This is a genomic window from Amycolatopsis thailandensis (genome assembly GCF_002234405.1).
GTDB classification, from domain to species: domain Bacteria; phylum Actinomycetota; class Actinomycetes; order Mycobacteriales; family Pseudonocardiaceae; genus Amycolatopsis; species Amycolatopsis thailandensis.
On the sequence record NZ_NMQT01000055.1, the window covers coordinates 80,150 to 96,020 of the forward strand.

Annotated in this window: 14 protein-coding genes and 1 tRNA gene; 3 read left to right on the top strand and 12 right to left on the bottom strand. The window is 68.2% G+C overall.

Translation table 11 applies throughout. From position 1 onward, the window contains the following. Positions 1-8: 8 nt before the first annotated feature. From CFP71_RS15885 to CFP71_RS15915, 7 genes are read right to left on the bottom strand one after another with little or no spacing between them, the layout of a single operon-like run. Positions 9-767: an SDR family NAD(P)-dependent oxidoreductase gene (locus tag CFP71_RS15885; RefSeq protein ID WP_093934620.1), complete on the bottom strand. Its 759-nt coding sequence runs from the start codon at positions 765-767 to the stop codon at positions 9-11. Beyond that, complete coding sequence (locus CFP71_RS15890) at positions 764-2,185, bottom strand: aldehyde dehydrogenase family protein (RefSeq protein ID WP_093934621.1); 1,422 nt, start codon at positions 2,183-2,185, stop codon at positions 764-766. The genes CFP71_RS15885 and CFP71_RS15890 overlap by 4 nt, the downstream gene beginning before the upstream one ends. Then, a complete protein-coding gene (locus CFP71_RS15895) occupies positions 2,178-2,951 on the bottom strand; it encodes an ABC transporter ATP-binding protein (protein WP_093934622.1) in 774 nt (257 codons plus the stop codon). The genes CFP71_RS15890 and CFP71_RS15895 overlap by 8 nt, the downstream gene beginning before the upstream one ends. After that, complete coding sequence (locus CFP71_RS15900) at positions 2,948-3,688, bottom strand: ATP-binding cassette domain-containing protein (RefSeq protein ID WP_093934623.1); 741 nt, start codon at positions 3,686-3,688, stop codon at positions 2,948-2,950. Before CFP71_RS15900 ends, CFP71_RS15895 begins: the two co-directional genes overlap by 4 nt. Then, positions 3,685-4,497 carry an ABC transporter permease gene (locus CFP71_RS15905; RefSeq protein WP_093934624.1) on the bottom strand — a complete coding sequence of 271 codons (813 nt, stop codon included), beginning with the start codon at positions 4,495-4,497 and terminating at the stop codon, positions 3,685-3,687. The genes CFP71_RS15900 and CFP71_RS15905 overlap by 4 nt, the downstream gene beginning before the upstream one ends. Continuing rightward, positions 4,497-5,441, bottom strand: coding sequence for an ABC transporter permease (locus CFP71_RS15910; protein ID WP_093934625.1), 945 nt, complete (start codon positions 5,439-5,441; stop codon positions 4,497-4,499). The genes CFP71_RS15905 and CFP71_RS15910 overlap by 1 nt, the downstream gene beginning before the upstream one ends. Beyond that, entirely contained in the window at positions 5,438-6,943 is a 1,506-nt protein-coding gene (locus CFP71_RS15915) for an ABC transporter substrate-binding protein (protein WP_093934626.1), read from the bottom strand. The genes CFP71_RS15910 and CFP71_RS15915 overlap by 4 nt, the downstream gene beginning before the upstream one ends. 60 nt (positions 6,944-7,003) lie before the next feature. On the opposite strand from CFP71_RS15915, the gene CFP71_RS15920 reads away from it, so the two are divergent. Further along, positions 7,004-7,747: a FadR/GntR family transcriptional regulator gene (locus tag CFP71_RS15920; RefSeq protein WP_093934627.1), complete on the top strand. Its 744-nt coding sequence runs from the start codon at positions 7,004-7,006 to the stop codon at positions 7,745-7,747. Positions 7,748-7,766: 19 nt separating this feature from the next. Next, on the top strand, positions 7,767-8,822 hold the full coding sequence (locus tag CFP71_RS15925) for a patatin-like phospholipase family protein (RefSeq protein WP_093934628.1): 1,056 nt from the start codon (positions 7,767-7,769) through the stop codon (positions 8,820-8,822). Positions 8,823-8,894: 72 nt separating this feature from the next. Here the strand turns inward: CFP71_RS15925 and CFP71_RS15930 are convergent, their stop codons facing one another. The 4 genes from CFP71_RS15930 to CFP71_RS15945 all read right to left on the bottom strand — a co-directional run bounded on the left by CFP71_RS15930 (position 8,895) and on the right by CFP71_RS15945 (position 14,957). Continuing rightward, entirely contained in the window at positions 8,895-9,500 is a 606-nt protein-coding gene (locus tag CFP71_RS15930; protein ID WP_093934629.1) for a class F sortase, read from the bottom strand. Positions 9,501-9,504: 4 nt separating this feature from the next. Then, positions 9,505-10,179 carry a hypothetical protein gene (locus CFP71_RS15935; protein WP_093934630.1) on the bottom strand — a complete coding sequence of 225 codons (675 nt, stop codon included), beginning with the start codon at positions 10,177-10,179 and terminating at the stop codon, positions 9,505-9,507. Between the two features lie 475 nt (positions 10,180-10,654). Next, the gene (locus CFP71_RS15940; protein WP_093934631.1) at positions 10,655-11,695 is read right to left on the bottom strand and encodes a trans-sulfuration enzyme family protein; all 1,041 of its coding nucleotides are present in this window, start codon (positions 11,693-11,695) and stop codon (positions 10,655-10,657) included. A gap of 25 nt (positions 11,696-11,720) precedes the next feature. Beyond that, positions 11,721-14,957, bottom strand: coding sequence for a penicillin acylase family protein (locus CFP71_RS15945; RefSeq protein WP_093934632.1), 3,237 nt, complete (start codon positions 14,955-14,957; stop codon positions 11,721-11,723). Between the two features lie 141 nt (positions 14,958-15,098). Here CFP71_RS15945 and CFP71_RS15950 point away from each other — a divergent pair, with 141 nt between their 5' ends. Then, positions 15,099-15,473 carry an FKBP-type peptidyl-prolyl cis-trans isomerase gene (locus CFP71_RS15950; RefSeq protein WP_093934633.1) on the top strand — a complete coding sequence of 125 codons (375 nt, stop codon included), beginning with the start codon at positions 15,099-15,101 and terminating at the stop codon, positions 15,471-15,473. A gap of 227 nt (positions 15,474-15,700) precedes the next feature. Here the strand turns inward: CFP71_RS15950 and CFP71_RS15955 are convergent. Beyond that, a tRNA-Leu gene (locus tag CFP71_RS15955) sits at positions 15,701-15,783 on the bottom strand. Between the last annotated feature and the right edge of the window lie 88 nt (positions 15,784-15,871).

The window sequence follows — 15,871 nt, forward strand, 5'->3', positions numbered from 1 at the left end:
CGGGCTCCTTACGTCGCGGGTGGTTCGAAGCGGCCGTCGACCGCGGTCCAGCCGCCGTCCACCGCCAGCACGGAGCCGGTCACGAACGACGAGGCGTCCGAGGCCAGGTAGACGACGGCGCCGGCGAGTTCGTCCGGGCGCGCCCATCGGCCGAGCGCTCCCTTGGTCGCGTAGGCGTCGTACCAGTCCGGATTCGCTTTGATCTGCGCTGTCAGCGGGGTCTCGACGACGCCGGGCGCGATCGCGTTGACGCGCACCCCGGCCGGGCCGAACTCCGCCGCGGCCGTGCGGAACAGTTGCACCAGCCCGGCTTTCGTCGCCGCGTACGGACCTTGTCCCGGCTCGACGGTGGTGCCGCGGATCGACGAGAACCCGACGATGCTCCCCCGCCCGCGCTCGACCATCCCGGCGCCGAACGCGCGGACGACCTCGAACGTCGCGCCGAGGTTCAGCGCGATCACCCGATCGAATTCCTCGCGCGAGTACTCCAGCAGCCGTTTGCGCACGTTGGTCGCGGCGGTCAGCACCACCACGTCGATCTCGCCGAGTTCGGCGGCGGCTTTCGCGGCGGCACCGGAGGCGAGCAGGTCGATCTCGTACGCCTCTCCGGCGCCGGTCGCCTTGGCCGCGGCGACGTCGCGGTCCGCGACGATCACTTCGGCGCCGTGCGCGGCCAGGGCTTTCGCCGATTCGCGGCCGATCCCGCTGCCGCCGCCGAGGACGACGGCCCGCTTGCCGTCCAGCCGGAACAGGTTCTCGTAGCTCACGGTCGCAGCACCGCCATCCTCGTCACGGTCAGTTCTTCGACCGCGAATCGCGGCCCTTCCCGCCCGATCCCGGAGTCCTTCACGCCGCCGTACGGCATGGTGTCGGACCGGAAACCGGGCACCTCGTTGACCACCACGCCACCGACCTCCAGCTCGTCGAGCGCGCGGAACGCCGTCTTCAAGGAGGCGCTGAACACCGAAGCGTGCAGGCCGTAGCGCGAGGCGTTGACCGCGTCGAACGCTTCGTCCACAGAGGACACGCGGCGGACGCAGACGACGGGACCGAAGATCTCCTCGTCCCAGCAGTCGAGGCCGTCGGGCACGTCGAGCAGCACCGTCGGCCGGATGACTCTGCCGTCGACACCACCGCCGACCAGCCGCGCACCGGCCGATGTCGCTTTGTCGACCCACTCCTGAACGCGCTTGGTCGACCCGGGGTCGATCAGCGCCGAGACCCGCGTCTTCTCGTCTCGCGGATCACCGGTGACGACCTCACCGAGCCGCGCGAGCACCCGTTCGGTGAATTCCTCGGCGACGGCGTCGACGACCAGTACGCGCTGCACCGAAATGCAGGCCTGCCCGGACGCGTAGAACCCGCCGCGCAGGACGGCGTCCGCGGCCGTGTCGAGATCCGCGTCCTCCGCGACCACCAAAGCGGCGTTGGAACCCAGCTCCAGCAACGTCTTCGTCGGCGCGGCGTCGCGCGCGATCCGGTGCCCGACCAGCGCGGATCCGGTGAACGACACCGCGCCGGCCCGCCGATCGGTGACCAGCGCCGAACCGACGGCCGCGTCCCCGGTGACCAGCTGGACCATCGCGGGCAGGTCGGTCAGCTCCCGGATCAAGTGCACCAGCCACAACGTCGCCAGCGGCGTCTGCGGCGCGGGTTTCACCACCACCGGGCAGCCGGCCGCGATGGCGGGCGCGATCTTGTGCGACGCCAGCAGCAGCGGATAGTTGAACCCGGCGATCCCGACCACGACGCCGATCGGCTTGCGCTTCCAGAACCCGACCAGCCCGTCACCGGACGGCAGCAGATCGAGCGGCACTGTCTCGCCGTGCAGTCGGGAGACCTCCTCGGCGGCGGCCTGCCAGGTGACGATCGTGCGGGCGACCTCGACCCGGCAATCGACCAGCGGCTTCCCGGTTTCGAGGACCAGGAGCTGCTCGAAGTCGGAGCGCCGGGCTTCCAAAGCGGCCGCGACGTCGTTCAAAAGCGAGCGGCGGACCCGGGACGGCAGGCCCGCGACCTGCTTGAACACCGCGACGGCCTCGTCGATCGCGCGCGTGGCCAGCTCCGGCGTCCCGACCGGCGCCCGGCCGATCTCGCTCCCGTCGTACGGGAACACGACCGGCACGGAGTCCACTGTGGACACCCAGCCGTCACCGATCGGCAGCCCTTCCGGATACTCAAGCATCGTCGCCTCCGTTGCGAAGCCGCGCCAGCTCGGCCCGCAGATTCGGCGCGGCCGCCAGCAGCTCCCTGGTGTATTCGTGCTCCGGCGCGTCGTAGACCTGGTCGACGTCGCCCAGTTCGACGATCTCGCCGCGCCGCATCACCGCGACCCGGTCGCAGACGTGCCGCACCACGCCAAGGTCGTGCGAGACGAAGATCAACGTCAGCGAGTACAGCTCGACCAGTGACGCGAGCAGGTCGAGGATCTGCTTCCGCACCGAGACGTCGAGCGCGCTCACCGGCTCGTCCGCGATGAGGACGCTCGGATTCGGCGCGAGCGCCCGCGCGATCGAGATGCGCTGCCGCTGTCCGCCGGAGAACTGATGCGGATACCGCCCCGCGGCGTCCGAGGGCAGGCCGACCGCGTTCAACAGCTCCGTGACCCGCGTGGGATCCCGGCGCCCCAACGGCTCGGAGATGATGTCGCGCACCCGCATCCGCGGGTCGAGCGAGCCCATCGGATCCTGGAAGACGATCTGGAGTTCCGAACGCAGGAAGCCGAGTTTGCGCTCCGGCAGTGTGTCGACGCGTTTGCCCTGGAACGAGACACTGCCTGCCGTCGGCTTGTCCAGCGCGGCCAGCAATCTGACCAATGTGGACTTCCCCGAACCCGACTCGCCGACGATCCCGAAGCGCTGACCCGCTTCGACGTCGAACGAGACGCCGCGCAAGGCGTGCACATCGCGGCGGGTGTAGCGGCGTTCGAGGTCCCGTACGGAGATCATCATCGGCCCGCCTCCAGATCCGAAGCGGCCAGCAGTTTCTTGGTGTACTCGTGCTGTGGCGCGGTGAGCACGTCGCGGGTGGTGCCGGCTTCGACGATCTCGCCGTCCAGCATCACCAGCACCCGCTCGCACACCGACGCCACGACGGCGAGGTCGTGCGTGATGAACAGCAGCGCGCTCTCCCGCTCGCGGACGCCGTCGAGGATCAGTTCCAGGATCTGCGCCTGCACGGTGACGTCGAGCGCCGTCGTGGGCTCGTCGCAGATCAGCAGCTTCGGGTCGTTGGCCAGCGCGATCGCGAGGACGACGCGCTGCCGCTGCCCGCCGGAGAGCTGATGCGGATACGCCCGGGAAGTCCCGGGTAGTCCCACGGAATCCAGCAACGCCTCGGCGCGCTGATTCCCCCCGTTGCGATGGATCCGCATCGGCTCGGCCACCTGCGCGCCGACGCGCATCGCCGGGTTCAGCGCGGTCATCGGCTCCTGGAACACCATCGACAGGTCGTTGCCGCGCAGCCGCGACAGTTCTTTCTCTGGAGCGCCGAGCAGTTCGCGACCGTCGAGTTTCACCGAGCCGGACGCGGCGAGCTCTTCGGGCAACAGCCCCATGATCGACAACGCCGTCAGCGATTTCCCGGACCCCGACTCGCCGATCAGCCCGACTCGCTCACCACGGGCGACGTCGAACGAGACGCCGCGGACCAGGTCGCCGATCCCGAGATCGTGGACTTCGAGGGTCATAGCCGCGCCGCCAATCGCGGGTCGAGACGATCGCGAAGGCCGTCACCGAGCAGGTTGAAACCGAGGACCGCGATGGCGATCGCGACGCCGGGCACGAGCGCGAGCCGCGGGTGCAGGGTCAGGAACACCTGGGATTCCTGGAGCATCCGGCCCCACGAAGGCGTCGGCGGCCGCGTGCCGAAGCCGAGGAACGACAACGCCGCTTCCGCGAGCACGGCGATCGCGAACGACACGGACGCCTGCACGATCAGCAGCCCGGAGATGTTCGGCAGCACGTGCCGCGCCGCGATGTTCAGCCGCGACCGGCCCGCCGACCGCGCGGCCAGCACGAACTCGCTGCTCATCACCTGCAGCGTCCCCGAACGCGCGATCCGCGCGAACGACGGGATGGTCGCGATGCCGATCGCCACCATCGCGGTCAGCGTGTCGGCCCCGAACACCGCGCCGAACATGATCGCCAGCAGCAGCGCGGGGAACGCGAGGACGAGATCGTTGACGCGCATGACGAATTCGCCGAGCCACCGCGACGACATCCCGGCGAGGATGCCCAGCGGCGTCCCGATCAGCGCGGCGATGCCGACCGCGACCACGCCGACGTACAGCGTCGTCCGCGCGCCGACCATGATCTGGCTGAGCACGTCGCGGCCGAAGCTGTCGGTGCCGAGCGGGTTCGAGCCGCTGAACTCGTGCAACCGGTTCGGCGCGTCGACCTTCACCGGATCGAACGGCGTCCACACGAACGAAAGCAGTGCGGCGAGCACGATCAGCGCGACCAGGACACCGCCGATCACGAGATTGCGGTTACGCATCAGGAACCCCGCAATCTCGGGTCGAGCACCGTGTACAGGACGTCGACCACGAAGTTCACCAGCAGCACGCCGACCACCAAGACCAGCACGATCCCCTGCACGGACAACAGATCCCGCGACGCCACCGAGTCGAGCAGCATGCTGCCCAGCCCCGGCAGTACGAACACGCGCTCGACGACGACGGCGCCGATCAGCAGCGTCGACAGTTGCAGACCCAGCACCGTCACCACCGGTACGGCGGCATTGCGCAGGCCGTGCCGGAACAGCGCCTGGAACGGGCGGAGTCCCTTGGAGCGCGCGGTGCGCAGGTAGTCCTGTCCGAGCGTGTCGAGCACAGCGGACCTCACATAGCGCGTGAGCACCGCGCCCTGCACGAGCCCCAGCGACAAGGCGGGCAGGACGAGACCGCGGAGGAATTCGCCGGGGTCCTGCACCGGCGGCGTCCAGCCACCGGAGGGCAGCCAGCGCAGCTGCACCGCGAAGATCTGCACCAAGATGATGCCGGCGAGGAAAGCGGGGATGGCGACGCCGAGCTGCGACAGCCCGGAAACCGCTGCGCCGTCGGCCTTCCGGTGCCGCACCGCGGCGAACGTGCCCGCCGGGACGGCGATCAGCAACGCCACCAGCATCCCGGCCCCGACCAGCCACAACGTGACGCCGAGCCGGTCGGTCAGCGCCGGTCCGATCTCCTCGCGGGTGACGTACGAGCGGCCGAAGTCGCCGTGCAGGACACCGCCGATCCAGTCGAAGTACTGCGTCACCAGCGGCCTGTCGATGCCGAATTCGGCGCGGGTCTTCGCGACCAGCTCCGGCGTCGCGTTGACGCCGAGCGCGACCTGCGCCGGATCGCCCGGCAGCACGGCCATGAACAGGAACACCACGATGGACGCGACCAGCACACTGGCCACGAGGATCGCCACCCGGCGCACGACCTTGACCGTCATCGCGGCGCCAATCCCGTGAGATCGAAGGACTCGCTGACCTGGTTGCGGACGAACCCGGTCACCTTGTTCTTCGCCACGATCACGTTGGGGAACAGGAAGAGCCAGTCCGCGGCCGCGTCCTCGGACAGCCGCCGCGCGACGTGCCGCATCGCGTCGATCTGCTCCTGGGGCGTTCCGGCGTCGGCCTTCGCCAGCTCCTGCTGGACGTCCTTGCCGTCGTAACCCCAGTAGTACTTGGGCTTGCCGAAGGTGACGATGTCGCGTGCCTCGACGTGCTGGATGATCGAGAGGTCGTAGTCGTGGTCGGTGAAGACCTGCTTGAGCCACACCGCCGGGAAGTCCAGCGGCTCGGTCGTCACCGTGACCCCGACGTCCGCCAGCTGCGACGCCACCACCTGCGCGGCCGAAACGGCGTACGGCAGGTTCGGGATCCGAAGCCGCAGCGAGGGAGTAGCTCGCCCTGACTGAAACAGTCCTGCCTCGGCGAGCAGCGCTTTCGCCTTCGCCGGATCGAACGAGTACGCGTTCGAGAGGTCTTCGTACCAGGGATCCGTCGGCGGGACCATGCTGCCGATGAGCGTGCCGCGACCGGCCCAGGCCGTGTCCAGCAACGCCTTCCGGTCGATCGCGTACGACAGCGCGCGGCGGACGCGGACGTCGTTCAGCGGCGGGCGGGCGTTGTTGAACGCGAGCGTGACCTCGCTGTTCGTCGTGCCTTCGACGACGGTGAACCGGTCGTCGCTCTGGAACTGCGGGATCGAATCCGGCACGGTGATCGCGGAGATGACGTCGATCCCGTTGCTGAGCAAGGCGTTGTTGAGCGCCGTCGGATCCTTGATGTACTTGAGGACCACGGTCGAGTACGCCGGTTCCGTGCCCCAGTAGCCGGGATTCCGCTTGAGCACGATGGAATCGCCGCGCCGGCGCGAGGACACCGTGTACGGCCCGGTGCCGACCGGTTTGTTCGCCAGATCCGCGACGCCGGTCTGGCTGAACATGGCGCCGAGCCTGCTGGTGAGGCTGAACAGCCAGCCGTTGCTGGGTTTCGTGAGCACGACCCGCGCGTGATCCGGCGCGACGACGTCGACCCGGTCGACGACGTCCATTGTGGACTTGATCGACACGGTCCAGTCGGTTTTGACGCGCATCAGCGAGAACTTGACGTCCTCGGCGGTGAACGGCGCGCCGTCGGAGAACTTCGCGTTCTTCCGGAGCTTGAAGTCGTAGGTCTTGCCGTCTCCCGAAACCGTCCACGATTCGGCCAGCAGCGGCACGATCTTCGCGTCCGCGTCGAGTTTCACCAGGCCCTCGTAGACGTTGTAGAGCAGGGCCTGCGGGATGGCGGCGCCGTCGGTGCGGGTGAAGTCGAAATTCGCGGGTTCGGCGGTGTAGCCGATGGCGAGCGTGCCGGGATCCTTGGCGACCGTGGCGCTCGAACCGGCGGAGCAACCCGACGTCACCAGCAGCAACGCCACCGCGGCCGCGTGGATCCGGGCTTTCATCCTGCCCCCTGACCGGTAGACTGGTCTGACCAGTAAACCAGACGAGACGGCAGGGTCAAGATGGAATTCGAGCCGGTCGCCCCTGTCCGCGCGTACCAGCGCGTCGTCGAACAGATCGAGGAAGCCGTGTTCAGCGGCCGGATCAAACCCGGCGACCGGCTGCCGAGCGAACGCGAGCTGATGGTCCAGTTCGACGTCGGCCGCTCGACCGTGCGGGAAGCGCTGCGCGTGCTGCAAGCGGCGGAAATGATCCGCTCGCGGCCTGGCGACCCGCGCGGCCCCGAGGTCCTGGCCGCTTCACCCGCCGCGCTGCACCGGTCCATGCACCGGCTGGCGCGGGCCGAGAACCTCGGCCTGTCCGAACTCCTCCAGTTCCGCATGGTGCTCGACGGTTCCGCACATCTGCTCGCCGCGCAGCTCAGGACCGAAGAGCATCTCGCCGAACTGGACGCGGCACTGGAGGCGATGCGCGCGGGTGTCTCGAAGGGATTCGCGGAGTTCTCCCACGCGGACGTGGCGTTCCACGAGGCCATCGCCCGTGCGACGGGCAATCCGCTGCTGGTGATCAGCGGCGAGGTCGTCCGCGGCGTCGTCCTGGAACTCATCGAAGACAAACTGGAGCACGCCGACGACCGGACCGCGTTGATGTGCAACTGGCTCACGCATCACGAAGAGGTGCTGGGAGCGATCCGGGACTCGGACGGCGAACGCGCGTCGCGGCTGGCCAAGCGGGCGCTCTACGACAACTACGCCGAGTACGTCCCCGTGGAACAGCGACGCCTGTTGCGGCCTCTGCTTGCTTGAGCCCCCTACACTCGCTCACATGGGGGATGACACGGAGCCTTCGAGCCCCCGCCAAGGCGTCGGCCTGGCGCTTTCCGGCGGCGGCTATCGCGCGATGCTGTTTCACACCGGAGCCCTGTGGCGGCTCAACGAACTCGGCTGGCTGTCGAAGATCTCGACGTTCTCCAGCGTCTCGGGCGGTTCGATCGCCGCGGGCGCGCTCGCGCACGCGTGGTCGGACCTGAAGTTCGAAAACGGTGTCGCGGACAACTTCCACGACGCGGTCGTCGCGCCGGTCCGGAACCTGGCGCGTACGCGACTGGACATCCCGGTCACCTTGCTGGCCATGGCGATGCCGTGGCGAAGCGCCGGTGAGGAACTCGCGCGGGTGTACGCGAAACACCTGTTCGGAGACTGCTGTCTCAAGGATCTGGACCCCGACGGCCCGCAGTTCGTCTTCACCGCGACGAACCTCCAGGACGGCGCGCTGTGGTGGTTCTTCCGGCAGGACGGACCGCACGGGAACATCCCGCTCGCCACCGCGGTGGCCGCGTCCTCGGCGTTCCCGCCGATGCTGTCGCCGGTGGTGCTGCACGATCCGCTGTCGGAGGAGGCGGGCCGCAAGATCGTGCTGAGCGACGCCGGCGTCTACGACAACCTCGGCCTGGATCCGGTCGAAGCGCACGCGACGGTACTGGTCAGCGACGCGGGCAAGCGGATGAAGGTCACGCCGAAGGTCAAGCGTGACTGGGGACGGCAGCTGCTGCGCGTCCTCGATGTGATCGACAACCAGGTCCGCGAGTTGCGGCGGGGCGCGCTGCTGAAGTCGTATGTGGAGAAGGATTTCGCGGGCGCCTATTGGGGTTCTTACGTGAACCTCGAGAACTTCGAGCTGGAGGACGCGCTTCCGTCGCCGGTGAAGTCCACCCAGGAACTGGCCGAGACCCCGACGCGGCTGACGAAGCTGCCGGAAGTACTCCAGGAGCGCTTGATCAACTGGGGTTACGCGGCCTGCGACGCGGGGATGCGGAAGTGGGTCGATCCCGAAGCGGCCGCTCCCGGCGGGTTCCCGTTCCCCGCCGCGGGTGTGGGCTGAGCTCTCCCCCAGATGCTATGAAAGGCCCCTTCATCGCAAATTTTGCAATGAAGGGGCCTTTCATGTCAGTCGTCAAGCGACAAGATTCGCGTAGACGATGACGTTGTCCTTGTAGCTGTGCTCTTCCTTGTCGAAGACACCGCCACAGGTGATCAGCCGCAGCTGCGGCTTGTCCGTGTTGCCGTAGACCGCTTCCTCGGGGAACTGGTCCTTGGGAACCTGGTCCTTCTTCTCGACCACGAACTTCAGGTTCTTGCCGTCGCTGCGCTCGACGAGCACCTCGTCGCCCGGGTTGACGTCCTTGAGCTTGAAGAAGATACCCGGCTGCTTGTTGCCGTCGACGTGCCCGAGCAGGATCGCGGGCCCGACCTCACCGGGCACCGGGGAAAGCCGGTACCAGGCCGCCTGCATCGGGTGCTTCGCCGTCGGCACGGACATCTTGCCGTCCTTGTCGATCGCGACCGTGACGAGACTCGACTCGGCGCCGATCTTGGGGATCTTCACGCTCGTCGGGCGAATACCGTTGAACGGCTTGGCGACCGAAGGAGCCGCTGCCGCGGCGGTCGCGGGCGGCGCAGCCGGAGGGGTGGCGTCGGAACCGCAACCGGCCAGTGCGAAGGAAAGGAACAGGGTGGCCGCGACCGCGCGACCACCCCGCCTCGGAAACTTCATGGACATCCGATCAGGCCGCGGTGGCGCCGAAACCGGTCTCGATGCCGCCCTTGGGCTTCAGCTTGACCTGCTTCTTCACCTTGGCGCCCGGCGCGGTCGCGCCGCCGCCGACGGTCTCCTCGAACTCGATGTCACCCTGACCCGGCTTGCCGTCGCAGGTCCAGGTGAAGGTGCTCGACTTGCCCTTGAAACCGGGCTTCACCTGGACGATGTAGATCCAGGTGTACGTGCCGCTGCCGTCCTCGAACGACTCGAGGATCTCGAAGTCCGCCGCGGTGACGCCGGTGGGCTCCGAAGCGCAGATGACGGCCAGCGCGCCGATGCCGTCCGGGTCGATGTAGCCGGCGCCGACGGTGAAGTCCGGCTTCGGCTCCTCGGTCGGGGTCGGGGTCGGGCTGGACGTCTTGGTCGGCGTCGGCTTGCCCGAGGTTTCGGACGGCTTGCCGCTGGTCGGCGTCGGCTGCTGCGAGGACGACGAGGTCGGGGTGCTCGTCTCCGGCGGAGCCGTGGTCACGGGACCACCGGTGTAGGTCGGCCCCGGCGGCACGGAGGCCGACGTCTCGGTCGGCGCCGCGGGGGGCTCCGTCGTCGTTTCGGTCTGCGCCATCGCGACCGGCGTCACGGCCAGCGAGATGACGGCGCCGGCCAGCACCGCGCCCGCGAGGCGGCCCAACGTCTTCTTCAAAGTGATCTCCCAGTGAAAAGCATCGCAACGCATGGTGACCCCCACCATGCGACCACCCGGGGGAAAATCCCACGTTCGGGTGACAGCGCGATCTTGCCCGAAAAGTGCGGGTCTTCAGTAGCGAAAGGACAGTGACAAGAACCACTGGGAAAACCGGTAACATCAGAATGATCCGGCCCGATACAAGGGCCTGAAAGTCGCCCAGCAGAGGGAAAATCTCCGGGCGACGGGGCAATGTTAACACCCGGACGGCCGGAACGGTTGCGCTGCGGAAGCATTTTTTCGGCAGCCTCCGAACGGCGCGAAAACGTCGGTTTCAGTGCCCGAAGCTGCGAATTCTCGCGATTACCCAGGCGTTTGTTACCGACCGGTTCACACGTTCGGAGTACCTACCGGTGAGAGACTGACCATTCAGCCGTCAAAACGGGTACCCGGCAACCTCAAGGTCACGATCAGAACACCGGGCCTCGAAGCGCTAGCCGAGCGCGGAAGCCAGATCGGTCCACAGGTCTTCCGGATCTTCGAGCCCGACGCTGAAGCGGACGAGCCCGGCGGGAACGTGGGCGTCACCCGCCAGCCACGCCCGCCGCTCGACCAGGCTCTCCACCCCGCCGAGGCTGGTGGCGGCGCGGATCAGCCGCAGCGACCCGATGACCTTGTCCGCGGTCTGGGCGTCCGGCAGCTCGAACGCGATCATCGTGCCGGAACCGGGATAGCGCACCCGGGTGATCGCGGGATGGTCGACCAGCCGGGCCGCCAGCAGCGCGGCCGTGCGGGTCTGCTCGGCCAGGCGGACCGGCAACGTCCGCAGCCCGCGCAGCGCCAGCCACGCTTCGAGCGCTCCCGGCGTCGCCCCCATCCGGGTGCGCGCGTCACGCAGGTCCTTCGCGACGCCTTCGTCGGCCGCGATAGTCAGGCCGAGCAGCAAGTCACTGTGGCCGCCGATGAGTTTCGTCGCGCTGTGCACGACGATGTCGGCGCCGAGTTCGAGGGGCCGCTGCCCGAGCGGGGTGGCGAACGTGTTGTCCACGGCGACCAGGCCGTTCGCGGCGGCGGCGATCGTCTCGATGTCGATGACGTCGAGCGTCGGGTTGGTCGGCGATTCGAGCCACAGCAGGTCGGCGTCCGCGGCGGCGACCCACGCGGCCGTGTCGTCCGGCGCGATCTCGGTGACCACCAGGCGGCCGGTGCGATGCGCGTGCGCGAGCAGGCCACGCGACCCGGCATAGGAGTACGTCGGGGCGCAGACCTTCGCGCCGACCGGCAGTGTGTCGACGACGGCGCTGAGCGTCGCGATCCCCGAGGCGAACGCGGTGGCGTGCCCGCCTTCGAGCGCGCCGATCGCGGCTTCGAGGGCTTCCCAGGTCGGGGTGCCGTTCTCCCGCGAATACGCGCGATCGGCGCCGGCGTCGAAGGTGCTCGCCGCGACGATCGGCACGTTCAGCGGTTCGCCGGGGCCCTCCGGGCGTCCGGCGGCGACGGCGAGGGTGCGGGGTGACCAGTCGTTCGTGTTCACCCCGCCACCGTAAACCGTGTTCCGGCTAGTGGGCGTACACCTCGAACTCGTAGAGGGAGTAGCCGTACTTCGTTCCTCGCTGGACACCGGCCATCCGGACATAACGGCCGTCGGTCGCCTCGAAGGCGACGTTGTCCTGCCCGCCGTCTCCGTCCACTATGGACGCCACGTCGCGCCAGTTCGTCCCGTCGGACGAGACCTGCACCTTGTACGCCTTGCCGTACGCGGATTCCCAGTGCAGGACGACCCGGGAAACGCGCTGCGCCGAACCGAGGTCGACGGTGATCGACTGGTTGTCGCTCCAGTCGCTCGCCCAGCGCGTCGAGGGGTTCCCGTCGATCGCGTTGGACGGCGGCGAGTTGTACCAGCCGGTCTCGTGACTGCTCGCGCTCACCGAACGGCCGGTGGCGAGGTTGGCGATGTTGTCGCCGCGCTTCGCCGGGAACTCCACGACCTGCTGGAAGGTCGGCCGGTTCTGCGTGCTCATCTTGTCCTGCGTGATGCCACCGAGCGCGCGGTGGATGATCGTGTCGGCGCACCACTGGTCGCCCGCGCCGCAGTCCCCGTCACCCGGGTACACGGTGTTGGCGGGCTGCGCGGCCGCCTGCGTCAGCGAATCGAGCAGCACCTGACGGCAGGCGTTGACGTCGCCGCCACCGCAGTACTTCACCGGCAGCGGACCGGCGACGTTCTGCCCGAGGACCGACCGGATGTCCTTGTGCACGTAGCCCCACCAGCCGGACTGGTACGACGAACCCGCGTGCGCCTGGCCGACGTGCTTGCCCGGGATCTCGTTCTGCCAGCCCGAAGGCGACTCGTTGATCTTCAGCACGCCCACCATGGCGGCGTAGGCGGCGTCACCCATGCCGGGTTTGAACTGGGCGTTGACCAGCAGCGGCCACCAGGCGTCCATGATGCGGATCGCGTCGGCGTTCGCGTAGGCCTTGCTGCCCGGCGAGGTCTCCGAGCGCAGGGCGCCCGCGGAAAGCCACGTCTTCAGCTTCGCCACCGCGTCCGCGGCCGGCCCGGTCACCGGCGCCTTGTCGAGCACCTTGAGCAGTTCCGGCAGCACCTTCTCCGCGCGAAGGTCGGCCAGTGCCGCCTCCTCCATGGCCTGCGTGAGGTTCACCCGCGTCACCTTGGTGCCGCTGGAGACCATCTTCTTGACCCGCGCGTCGATCAGATCGCCGCGGTGCACCGAACTCTTGTCCGCGCCGCTGGCCGCGTAGCCGTTGCTCTGCGCGTTGTTCCAGCTGATGTAGTAGTCCTGATTGACCGACTGCGGATGCTGCGACGACGGCGTGTAGTTCGCGAGGTTGCCGTCGGGGTTCCAGCCCTGCCAGTCGAATCCGGCGTCGCCCTTCACCGGCATCGCCGGGTCGACGTTCGGATTTCGGACCGGGTTCGAGCCGGAGTTGAAGTACGCGATGTCGCGGGAGTCGGCGTAGAACCAGTTGTAGGTCTGGTTGACGTCGGCCGCCGCGGCCTGGAAGTCCTTCGCCGACTTGATCGCGTCCGGGTCGTTGAACTTCTGGAAGCCGATGATCGTGTCGATCTCGTGCTGGAAGGTCGACCGCAGCGACGCGTACGCGACCGGTTTGCCGCCGACCAGCGCCCGGCTCGTCACCGGTCCGTATTTGGTGCGGAAGCTGCGCAGCGTGTACGAACCTTCGGCGGTCCCGTCGGCGATGGTGGGCTTCCAGGCGTTCTTGCGCTCGACGACGTCGAACGGTAGGCACTGGCCGCGGAAGCGGTAGAAGTTGGAGTTCTTGGTCGGCGCGGAACCGTTCTGCTCGCACAGTTCGACGGCGTAGGTGTCGGTGATGTCCTGCGACGCCGAGGTCGCGCTCCACGAGTAGTCCTTGCCGCGACCGAGCAGCACGTACATGCTGATGCCCGCGAAGGAGGCGCCGCGGGCGCTGATGCCCGGGCCCTGGAGTTCCTGCAACATCAGCAATTGCGGCGCGAAGTAGCCGGCCTGCGGGCCGAAGACGGCGACCGGGTGACCGCTCGCGGTCTTGGCGCCGGAGACGACCAGCGCGTTGGACATGCCGTGCTTCTCGGAAAGCATGTTCCCGGGCAGGACGCCGTCGTCGAAGATGCCGCGGACGGCCTTCTGGTCCTCGGGCGCCGGAACGTCCACCTTGGCGGGCGTCGCCGTTCCGGCCGAACCGGTCGGGTCGAAGACCAGCTGCTGCCCGGAAACCGAACCCTTGTCCGGCATCGCGGCGCCCTGCGGGTTCGCGGGCGCCTTGCCGTAGTCGAAGTTCTGTCCACTGTGGAGGGTCTTGACGGTCTCGGGGTCGTCCTCCGACCGGAGGCTCTTCCAGACCTTGTCGCCCTGTTCGAGTCCGTACTTCTCCTGCATCGCCATCTTCGCGATGGCGTTCTGCACCTCACCGCCACCACCGGCGCCGAACTGCGCGCCGACGACGGCGGCGAGGACGACGAGGTCGGTCAGCTTGAACGGCTCGATGGTCCCGGCGTTCGTGATCGCGTCGACGTGTCCGGTCAGGACGTACTCGCCGGGGAAGTAGCGGCCGCTGTGCGCGTCGGAGATGTACTTGTTGACGCCCTCGACGTAGGCCTCGGCGTCGGCCTTGCCCTGCGCGCCGCGCGGACCGCTGGCGGCGGCGTCGTCGATCTGCTTCTGCAGTTCCTGTTCGGTGTAGGGCGCCGAGGCGAAGAAGCTCTGCTCGAGTTCGCGGTTGCCCTGCGCGCCACCGGCGTACGAGGTCAGCTGGCCGCGGCCGACCCGGCGCATGATGTCCATCAGCCACAGGCGGTCCTGCCCGGCGGCGTACCCGGCGCCGTACATCGTGCCCGGCCGTGTCGTGCCGACGATCCGGGGGACGCCGGTCGCCTTGTCGCGGGTGATCGTCACGTCCGAACGCGGTTTGATCGTGCTCTCGACCTGTCCGGACCGGACCCCGAACGATGCGTCGTTGAAGAACTGGTTGATCTTGTCCGTGGTCAGCGTCTTGTAGCCGTCGGCGAGCGAGGCGTACTTGCCGAGCTGGTCGGCGGAATGCGCGGGACGGGTGCCGAACGCCTTGTGCGCCAGGATCTCGGCGAGTGTGGCGTTCCCCTTCGTGCCCGGCGGCAGGATGTCGCCGCACTGGCCACCGCAGTAGTCGTCGAGCGCGGCCGCCACCACGGAGCTCTGTGGGGCTTCCGCCGCGCTCGCCTGAAGTGCCGGAACGGTTCCCGCCACCAGCGTCAATCCCGCTAGCGTCGTCAAGACCCGTATGCCTCGTCGCATGAAAGACCTCCGTCGTCGGAGAGTGACGAGGCGCACACTACCCACGGGTATTCAAATTTGTGAAGACTATTCGCGTTCTTGCCACCGTTCGGCCGAACACTCGTCCTGCGGACCCCGGACCTGCACAGGTAGCTTGTCACCATGTCTTTGGAGAAGCCCCAGATCGACCGCCCGGAGGGCGCAGCGCCCGCCGACCTGGTGAAGACCGACATCTCCGTCGGGGACGGCCAGGAGGCGAAGGTCGGCGACACCGTCTCGGTGCACTACGTCGGCGTCTCGCACTCGACCGGTGACCAGTTCGACGCGTCGTGGGACCGCGGTGAGCCGCTGCGCTTCGGCCTCGGCAAGGGTCAGGTCATCCCCGGCTGGGACCAGGGTGTCGCGGGGATGAAGGTCGGCGGTCGCCGTCAGCTGGTCATCCCGCCGCATCTGGCCTACGGCGAACGCGGCGCCGGCGGTGTCATCAAGCCGAACGAGACCCTGATCTTCGTGGTCGACCTGATCGGCGTGAACTGACCCACACACGACGAGCCGAAAGGGCCCTTCACCGCATCACATGAGGTGAAGGGCCCTTTCGCTGCATCTAATGAGGCGAAAGTCCCCTTCAGCCCTTACCCACTTGCCAACCGCCGCCCTAACGCACCGTGGAGGTCCGGGGGGGGCTCGGCCCCCCGGGTACTGACGACCGACGACCACACGAAAGAGGCCCCCGTCGCGCTAGCGACGGGGGCCTCAACCAAGAGTGGGCGAGGAGGGAGTTGAACCCTCACGTCCTTTCGGACACACGGACCTGAACCGTGCGCGTCTGCCATTCCGCCACTCGCCCGAGTGCTTCGTTCTCTGACAGCTCGCAAAGCGTAGCAGGCGGTTTTGACGGGTTTCACCGGGGGCCGTGTCCGACTGGCCGTACCCGG